We start from the raw sequence: 7,481 nt of genomic DNA on the forward strand, positions 1-7,481 counted from the left end.
GTCTCACATTAAAACATTACGATACTTGCGCTGAATTTTCTACCAAGCAACGCTACTGCCAGCTCATGAACACATCGCGGGTCAGTTCGGATTCCGGGCGCAGGTTCTCGATGCCGTCATAGGGTCGGCCTTTGCCGATTTCGGAATGTGGGTATTTCGCGATCATCTTCTGGTGACGTTTTATCATGTCCTGAAACGACGCCCCGGCCCAAAGGGAATACCCGACCAACGGGTGCCGCTCGCGCGGGTCGCGATAGATGTTGTAGGTGGGAGCAGCAGCGCCGGGCTGACCGGGGGCGGGCAGGTGCATCTTGAACTCTTGCTTGACCACTGAACGCAGCACCGGGCCTTCGTAGACATACACATAGTCGCGCCGCCCATGGCCTTCACCGTTTAACAGCAGCGCGGTCTGGTCAATGCCGTCGATCACCCGGTCGCGCGGGATATAGTCAGTCGCGCCCGCAATCCGCGCCATCGTGGTGTAGATGTCCGAGACGTGAAAGATGTCACCCGCCGCGCTATTGGCTTCGATCACATTGGGCCAGCGGATGAACGCATCTGTGCGCACGCCGCCCTCAAGGTGCTGGGTCTTGCCGCCTCGATAGATCAGCTGGTTGAGGCCCGAGCTGCCTTCGTAGTGGTACATCAACCCATTGTCGGCCATCAGGATCACGATGGTATTGTCCGCCTTGCCGGTTTCCTCCAGTGCCTGCAGCAGGTCGCCAATCCAGCCGTCCAGCAGTTGTAACTTGTCTGCATGAAAACCGCCATTGCGTGAGATTGCCTGATCTGCATAGACAAAGTTCAGGGGATACAGCGGCCAGTATTGCAGGAAGAACGGCGCATCCTCTGCCGCGACGCGCTGTAGCTGTTCTATCGCCTGCTGCTGATAGCGCAGGTTCATGTCCTCGTATTTCGCTTGGGTCCAAACCTCGCCCGCCGCCATGTCGACTTCGCGCGCGGGGTCTCCGGCCTCGGCCTCGACCCCGGTGACCAGACCGTAGGGTTTGAAACGCTCATCCAGAAGGAACTGGTTGTTCTGGCCCTCGGGAACATAGCCGAGCATGGCATTGGACCGCATCGCCTCGGGGGTCATGAGGCTCAGCTGGACTTGCTGGTGCAGGGGGAAGGCGGCCCAGTCAAAACCCTGATTGTGGGGATAAGATTCCTCAATATCGCCTTGATGCCACTTGCCGACGTGTGTGGTGGAGTAACCCGCCTGTTTCAGGATTTCAGGCAGGGTGACTTCAGAGGCCGGAAGCCCCTCACCAACCAATGCAACCTTGACCTCTTCCACTCCGGCGCGCACCGGGTGGCGACCTGTCAGTAACGCGGTGCGTGTGGGGGTGCAGGACGGTTCGGTATACATCCGCATCAGCGACAGGCCCTCAGTTGCCAGTTGGTTGATGTTCGGCGTCTCTATCCCCATGACGTAGTTCATCTTGCGGTCGCCCATCTGACCAAAGCTCACATCATCAATCAGGATGTAGAGAAGATTGGGGGGCTGACCGTCGTTGGCGGCGCGGATCTCGGCCAGTCTGGCGTCAATCTCGGCATCCTGCGCATCCCAGGTCTCACCGAACTGCGCGCGCAGGTATTCGAACTCGCCATCGTGAATGATTGGAGCGTCCTGAGAAATCGCCGGACTGGCTGTCAGAAACAGCAGGGGTAGAAGGGTACGAAGTTTCATGATCAACCTTTCACTCATTCGCGCAATCGCTTTTCGATACTGTTCCGCAAATCCGAGACGCTTTCGGCCAAGTCCGCGAGGTAGCGGTTTTGCATTTGGCTGGCGGCCTGCGGGGCTATGGCCAATTCACAAAAGACCTCGTGGTAGTCGGCGCAGATTTGATCGAATTCCTTGTCTCGGGCGCGCAGGACACGCAGCCGATGGGCCGTGCCGGGAAACTGTGCGTCAAAGAAGTCATCATCTGTCATGGGTCTGCACCCGCTGGATTTGCCCTGCAAGCATGCCTGCCGAAGAATATGTCTTGAACGTAAAAGGTCGCATGCTACCGTAGCATCATGCCGCCAAGTCCTTACCTTGAAAGGATAGTTCTTGACTGTCCGAACTGACGACACAGCGCGACAGAACGCAGGATCGCTCCCGACGGAGCAGATCAAGGCCGCGCTTGAACGGGTGCTCGCGTCGAAAGATTTCAAGGGGTCGGCGCGGATGCAGTCGTTCCTAACTTATGTCGTGACCGAAGCGTTGGCCGGGCGTACCGACGAAATCCGCGCCAAGACGATTGCGATGGATGTCTACGGCTATGACGCGGATGATCTGACCCGACGCGAAGGGGTAGTGCGCGTTGATGCTGGGCGTGTGCGGCGCAAGCTCAAGGCGTATTACGGTGGCGAGGGCGCGGCGGACCCGGTGATCATTTCACTGCCGGTCGGAAGCTATGCGCCGGAATTTCATGTGGGCACAGACAGCGGGTATTGGGGCGTGCGGCGTCTATACCTGATCGGCGCGGGGCTTGGAGCGGTAGCATTAGGAATTGGCCTTTATTTGGCAACCGCGTCGGACGCCCCGACACCAAGTGCGGGAGATCAGTCGACGATATACGATGTTTCCCCGACCCGAGTTGAGGCGATCAATCTTTGCAACGCGGGGCGAGACCTGATTTTTCCTGTTGTGGACCTGTCACGCCTTCGGCCCGCACTATTGGTGTTTGAAACAGCGACACATCGAGACCCGCTTTATTACTGCGGCTATGCGGGCGCGGCGCAGGTCGAAACGATGTTGGCCATTCTGCAATTCTGGACCCCCGAGGCCCAAGAGTTGCTCAGCACTGCTGATGACAACAGTGCGCACGCGCTGGAACTGGCCCCTGATGCGCCAGGGGCGCTGTCCGCACGCGCGTGGTTCGAATTTGCCGCCGGAAACTTCGACAAGGCTGTCAGCCTGACGCATCGTGCAACCGATAGGGCGCCGGATGATCCGCATGTTGCCGAATTTGACGCTTTGATCTCGCTGTATACTCTGGATTTCGACCGCGTTCTGTCTGATGCGGAGCGGTATCAGGAAATGGCCGAACGGGGTGGCGGCTCGGTGGCTGGAAATGCGCTGGGCGCGGCTCGGTTTCACACGGGTGATTATGAGGGGGCGATCCGAACCTATGAAGATACGATCGCTCGCGGGGGACCTTTCGGACCGATCTCGACCGCGTATCTGATGGCTGCGCATTGGAACAGTGGGGACCATGCCGAAGCCCGCAGGTTGGCTGACCTCTATACAAAGACCTGGCCGAGCTTCCCTTTGGAGGGATTGAAATCCCGGGTGTTTGCAGATCCAGCACCGGTTGAGGAGCTGACATCAGCCATGCGCGCCGCCGGGTGGACCAGCGCAGAGATCACAACCGCAGAGTGACTCTGCGGTTGTGGTTGGATGCAAAGGTCCGGCTTACGCGGGAACCTCTTCCATCGGCAGTTTGCGCGGATACGGATCGCCTTGCTTGTAAGACCCGGCCGCCGTGAACAGTACGTCGGTTGACGAGTTCAGACCGGTTTCCGCCGAGTCCTGCAGGACGCCGATGATAAAGCCGATGCTGACCACCTGCATGGCAGTCGCGTTGTCGATGCCAAACAGGCTGGCGGCCATCGGGATCAACAGCAGCGACCCACCTGCCACGCCGGACGCGCCGGTTGCGGCAATGGATGCGATGATGCTCAGGAACAGGGCCGAGAAGAAGTCGACCTGAATACCCATCGTATGCACGGTTGCCAGTGTCATCACCGTGATGGTGATCGCAGCACCCGCCATATTGATGGTGGCACCGATTGGAATGGTGACCGAATAGGTTTCCTCATCCAGATCCATGCGGCGGCACAGTTCCATGTTGACCGGAATGTTGGCGGCCGAGCTGCGCATGAAGAACGCGGTGATCCCGGATTCCTTCAGGCAGGTGAAAACCAGTGGATAGGGGTTCTTGCGGATGCGCAGGAACACGATCAGCGGGTTCACGACCAGCGCCATGAACGCCATACAGCCGATCAGCAACGCCAGAAGCTGGCCATAGCTGGCGAGCGTTTCAAAGCCGGTTTCGGCAATGGTCGAGGCCACGATGCCAAAGATACCAATGGGCGCGATCCGAATGATGACGGATACGATCTTGGTGATGGCTCCGTCCAGATCGGACATCAGTGCCTTGGTTGTGTCACTCGCGTGGCGGAAGACCAGCCCCAGACCAACGGCCCAGGCAAGGATGCCGATGTAGTTGGCCTGCGCCAATGCGTTCACCGGGTTGTCCACGATCTTGAGAAGGATGTTCTTCACCACCTCTGCCAACCCGTCAGGGGCATTTATAAGCTCGGGTGTGCCGGTCAGGTGCAGCGTGACCGGGAACAGGAAACTGGCTGCCACCGCGACCAGCGCCGCCGCAAAAGTGCCAAGGATATAGAGCAGCACCACCGGCCCCATCCGGGCCTCGCTGTCTTTTTTGTGGTTCGTGATGGCGGCGCAGACGAGGATCAGCACCAGTACGGGCGCGACGGCTTTCAGCGCGTCGACAAAGAAATCACCCAGCAGGCCGACGGCCATACTAGCCGAAGGCCAAAGGGTGGCGAGAAGAGCACCGGCCACAAGACCGATGATGATTTGAGTAACCAGGCTACCGCGTAGAATAAAATTCATCGGGACCATCCTGTTTTCTGGGGGCTTGCCGGGTGAAACACACCCGCTTGGGCACGGTTAAGTTATAAGATTGGAGCTATATGGGTACTTTGGATCCAATTTAAACATCTGGACTTAATAAATGAGTCCAGATGGTCGCGCACTTAGTCAGCCGCCGTCTCGCACGGCCTGACTTTGGGCACCTCTGTGGACACGCGTTTCAGGCTCCAGGTGCAGGATTGAACCGTCAGGCCGGGCAAGTTAGGCACCTGATCCGAGGCCCAAACACTGGTGACGGCAAAGCTGAAGGACGCGTCCGTCGCAGCCGGGAAAATCCGGGCCAGTTCCTTTGAAGGAAAGGTTCCGCCGCAGGCTTCGAAATACCCACTGACCAGCGTACCCGTCGGGTCCAGCGCAATTGAGCCGGTGTATAGCGAGTATTCGGCCCCAAGCTCTTGTTTGTCGGTGTAAAGCAAGTCGATGGAGATTTGATCCCCGTCCTGAACAATCCCCGCAGTCATTGGATCTGACCAACTTGAGGGAACGCCGCCTGTGGTGCTGTCACAGGCGTAAATACCTTCATACTGACCGGTCAGCGAAAACTCTTCCGCATAGGCCCCTGTGCAATAGCCGGCCGCGACAAGTGCAAGTGCCGTTTGTCTAAAAATACGTTTCGAGGTCATAATGGCTCTCCTCTCCGCTGCGGACAGGGATTGCGCCGTCACAAAATATCCGAGTGCTTCTCAATCACCTGACCAAAATGATGTCGCCACAAATCCACGCCCAGCTTGCCACTGCGATCCAGCGAAGACCCGACAACCGTGTCGGCAATTATGGTCGGTTGCAGGCCCGCGTCAAATAGGGCGAATCCAGCAGCCAGTACGCAGGTATCGGCCTGAATGCCGCAAACCAGAACGCGGTCGACCTTTTGGGTGCGAAACCAGTCAATCACCTCCGGGGGCGGACCGTATCCATACTTCAGAATGGTATAGTCCGTCTGCACAAGGCTGTCGTCGACCGATCGGGGTTTCCACCCAAGCTGCCTGAAGAATGGAACCTTGGCCTCATCATGGCGTTCGACTGTCGCGACCGAAGGGAATTTGGCCGCCAACAACTTGCTGCGCTCAACCAGCCAATCTGGTGGATCAAAGCAGGGTTGGACATCTACGACGAGTAGGGCCTGTTTCAATCATTGCCTCCCGAGTGTGTCAAAGCGCTTGATGGACCTCAATGATATTGCCTTCGGGGTCGTGGAAAAACACTTGATGCCATTCTTTTGCAAAGGCAGTGCCGTAATCCGAATAGGGCACCCCGTTGTCGTCCAGCAACTTCTTGAAGGCTTCGATGTCGTCTGTTCGAAATGCAATATGGCCGCGTTCAACCGGGTTGATGGTTTCGCCGTGCTTAAAGGCAACGTCGAGGTTCTTTTCGGCCAGATGCATTTGCATCCCACCATCGGTCGCAAAGCGGATTTTCCCGCTATAACCTTTGTCGTCTGTTTCGTCTGGCCGTGGGAAATTCTCGATCGGGATATCATCCAACCCAAGGACCTGAGTATAGAAGCGGTGCAACCGCTCGACGTCCTCTGAGACAAAATTGATGTGATGAAATTCAAGTTTCATTCCAGCCCGGCCTTGTGGATTGTGAATGAAGCCAGAAAATCCCAAGAACCGGTGACAGGCAAGCCCCACATCATCGGGTTTGACACAACGATTTAATGCGGTGCGGGATGTACCGACAACGCTCCGGCAAAGCGGCGGCTGCGAACCGTCTCGGGTGTCGTTTTATATTGGTCTTTGAACGCGCGCGCCAATGCGGCAGCGGATGAAAAACCCGTCGCTGCCGAAATCTCAAGCTGCGGCATGTCTGTGTGACGCAGCAAGCTATAAGCGCGCTCCAGCCGCAGCTTGCGATAGGTGGTCAGCAGTTTGACACCTGTCTTATTCAAAAAACGCCGCTGCAGTTGCCGTGTCGATGCTCCAAGCGCCTCGGACAGATCGGAGATTTTCAGTGGATCTTCTACGTTATTCAGCATCTTCTCGATCACTTGGCGCACCAACGGGTCTTCGCCTGACCTGTGAATAAGCCGAGTGCCAAGCTGGCTGGCACAGTCGCGTTTAGGCTCAGTCATACCAATGTAGCTGCGTAGCGTTTCAGCCAGATGTTCTCCGTGATCCAGTGCGACAAATTCCGATAACAGGCGCAGTGCGCTCAGTTTGGTTGCTGCGCTGTGGACCCGGCCATCAGGGGATCGGTGGGTGCTTTGACCACAGTTTGCAAGGCCAATTTCCTGCGCTGCAACCAAGAAATTAGGATGAATGGCGGCAATGGGGTGGTCGCCCCGTCTGGCTTTCTCCAGCAGTAGTACCGCCCCGCCGACCAGTACTGAACGGGAAGCAAGGTTAAGCACCTGCGAAAGCCGTGTCGCATCGTGGCTCTCGTCCGACCAAGCCTTGCGAATATCGCCCCAGAATATGGCTGTACGTCCTGACCAGTACAGCGGATCACCCGCCGAGGCCCTAGCGGCACAGCGAATGTTCACGACGTAGGTATGATCTTCCACAAGGTCATTCAGAGCCTGAAAGAACTCGACAACCATCTCTGCTGAAGCTTTGGTGTCTGGTACGCGTAGAAAGACGTCGACGTTGTGCTGTCTGTTCGTTGTCGCTCTGGCCCGTTGGGAGCGGCCGTTTCCGAGGACATAGTGTTTCATTGTTCCTCCACTTCCCTTGAGGGGAATAACCCCGTCGCGGCACTGCCAAATTCGGCTGCTACCCCCCCGCCTTTTGGGCGGGGGATTTGTTTTTGTGTTTTGGTGATTATTCGGCGGCGTCTTGGTATGCGTCCATTGGGGGGCATGTGCAGA

Annotated in this window: 8 protein-coding genes; 1 reads left to right on the forward strand and 7 read right to left on the reverse strand. The window is 57.3% G+C overall.

Features of this window, described 5'->3' with window-relative positions; genetic code table 11:
• Window positions 1-52: 52 nt before the first annotated feature.
• Together ACR0LN_RS20970 and ACR0LN_RS20975 are read right to left on the reverse strand one after the other, a co-directional pair.
• A complete protein-coding gene (locus ACR0LN_RS20970) occupies window positions 53-1,690 on the reverse strand; it encodes a sulfatase-like hydrolase/transferase (RefSeq protein WP_480432463.1) in 1,638 nt (545 codons plus the stop codon).
• Window positions 1,691-1,704: 14 nt separating this feature from the next.
• Window positions 1,705-1,938 (reverse strand): hypothetical protein, encoded by a 234-nt coding sequence (locus ACR0LN_RS20975; RefSeq protein WP_480432465.1) that lies wholly within the window; start codon window positions 1,936-1,938, stop codon window positions 1,705-1,707.
• A 121-nt stretch (window positions 1,939-2,059) separates the two neighbouring features.
• Here ACR0LN_RS20975 and ACR0LN_RS20980 point away from each other — a divergent pair, with 121 nt between their 5' ends.
• Window positions 2,060-3,373: a tetratricopeptide repeat protein gene (locus tag ACR0LN_RS20980; RefSeq protein WP_480432467.1), complete on the forward strand. Its 1,314-nt coding sequence runs from the start codon at window positions 2,060-2,062 to the stop codon at window positions 3,371-3,373.
• Window positions 3,374-3,406: 33 nt separating this feature from the next.
• On the opposite strand, the gene sstT is transcribed toward ACR0LN_RS20980, so the two are convergent.
• The 5 genes from sstT to ACR0LN_RS21005 all read right to left on the reverse strand — a co-directional run bounded on the left by sstT (window position 3,407) and on the right by ACR0LN_RS21005 (window position 7,328).
• Entirely contained in the window at window positions 3,407-4,636 is a 1,230-nt protein-coding gene (gene sstT, locus ACR0LN_RS20985) for a serine/threonine transporter SstT (protein ID WP_480432468.1), read from the reverse strand.
• A gap of 143 nt (window positions 4,637-4,779) precedes the next feature.
• Window positions 4,780-5,298, reverse strand: coding sequence for a hypothetical protein (locus ACR0LN_RS20990; RefSeq protein WP_480432469.1), 519 nt, complete (start codon window positions 5,296-5,298; stop codon window positions 4,780-4,782).
• Window positions 5,299-5,336: 38 nt separating this feature from the next.
• Complete coding sequence (locus tag ACR0LN_RS20995) at window positions 5,337-5,804, reverse strand: cysteine hydrolase family protein (RefSeq protein ID WP_480432471.1); 468 nt, start codon at window positions 5,802-5,804, stop codon at window positions 5,337-5,339.
• A 19-nt stretch (window positions 5,805-5,823) separates the two neighbouring features.
• Window positions 5,824-6,237 carry a VOC family protein gene (locus tag ACR0LN_RS21000; protein WP_480432472.1) on the reverse strand — a complete coding sequence of 138 codons (414 nt, stop codon included), beginning with the start codon at window positions 6,235-6,237 and terminating at the stop codon, window positions 5,824-5,826.
• 92 nt (window positions 6,238-6,329) lie between these two features.
• Window positions 6,330-7,328 (reverse strand): helix-turn-helix domain-containing protein, encoded by a 999-nt coding sequence (locus tag ACR0LN_RS21005; protein WP_480432474.1) that lies wholly within the window; start codon window positions 7,326-7,328, stop codon window positions 6,330-6,332.
• Between the last annotated feature and the right edge of the window lie 153 nt (window positions 7,329-7,481).

Source organism: Ruegeria sp. AA6 (assembly GCF_056542865.1).

Excerpts from the sequence above, each read along its gene's own strand:
- ACR0LN_RS20970 (WP_480432463.1), bottom strand. The coding sequence starts at position 1,690 with ATGAAACTTCGTACCCTTCTACCCCTGCTGTTTCTGACAGCCAGTCCG.
- ACR0LN_RS20990 (WP_480432469.1), bottom strand. The coding sequence starts at position 5,298 with ATGACCTCGAAACGTATTTTTAGACAAACGGCACTTGCACTTGTCGCG.
- ACR0LN_RS20975 (WP_480432465.1), bottom strand. The coding sequence starts at position 1,938 with ATGACAGATGATGACTTCTTTGACGCACAGTTTCCCGGCACGGCCCAT.
- sstT (WP_480432468.1), bottom strand. The coding sequence starts at position 4,636 with ATGAATTTTATTCTACGCGGTAGCCTGGTTACTCAAATCATCATCGGT.
- ACR0LN_RS21005 (WP_480432474.1), bottom strand. The coding sequence starts at position 7,328 with ATGAAACACTATGTCCTCGGAAACGGCCGCTCCCAACGGGCCAGAGCG.
- ACR0LN_RS21000 (WP_480432472.1), bottom strand. The coding sequence starts at position 6,237 with ATGAAACTTGAATTTCATCACATCAATTTTGTCTCAGAGGACGTCGAG.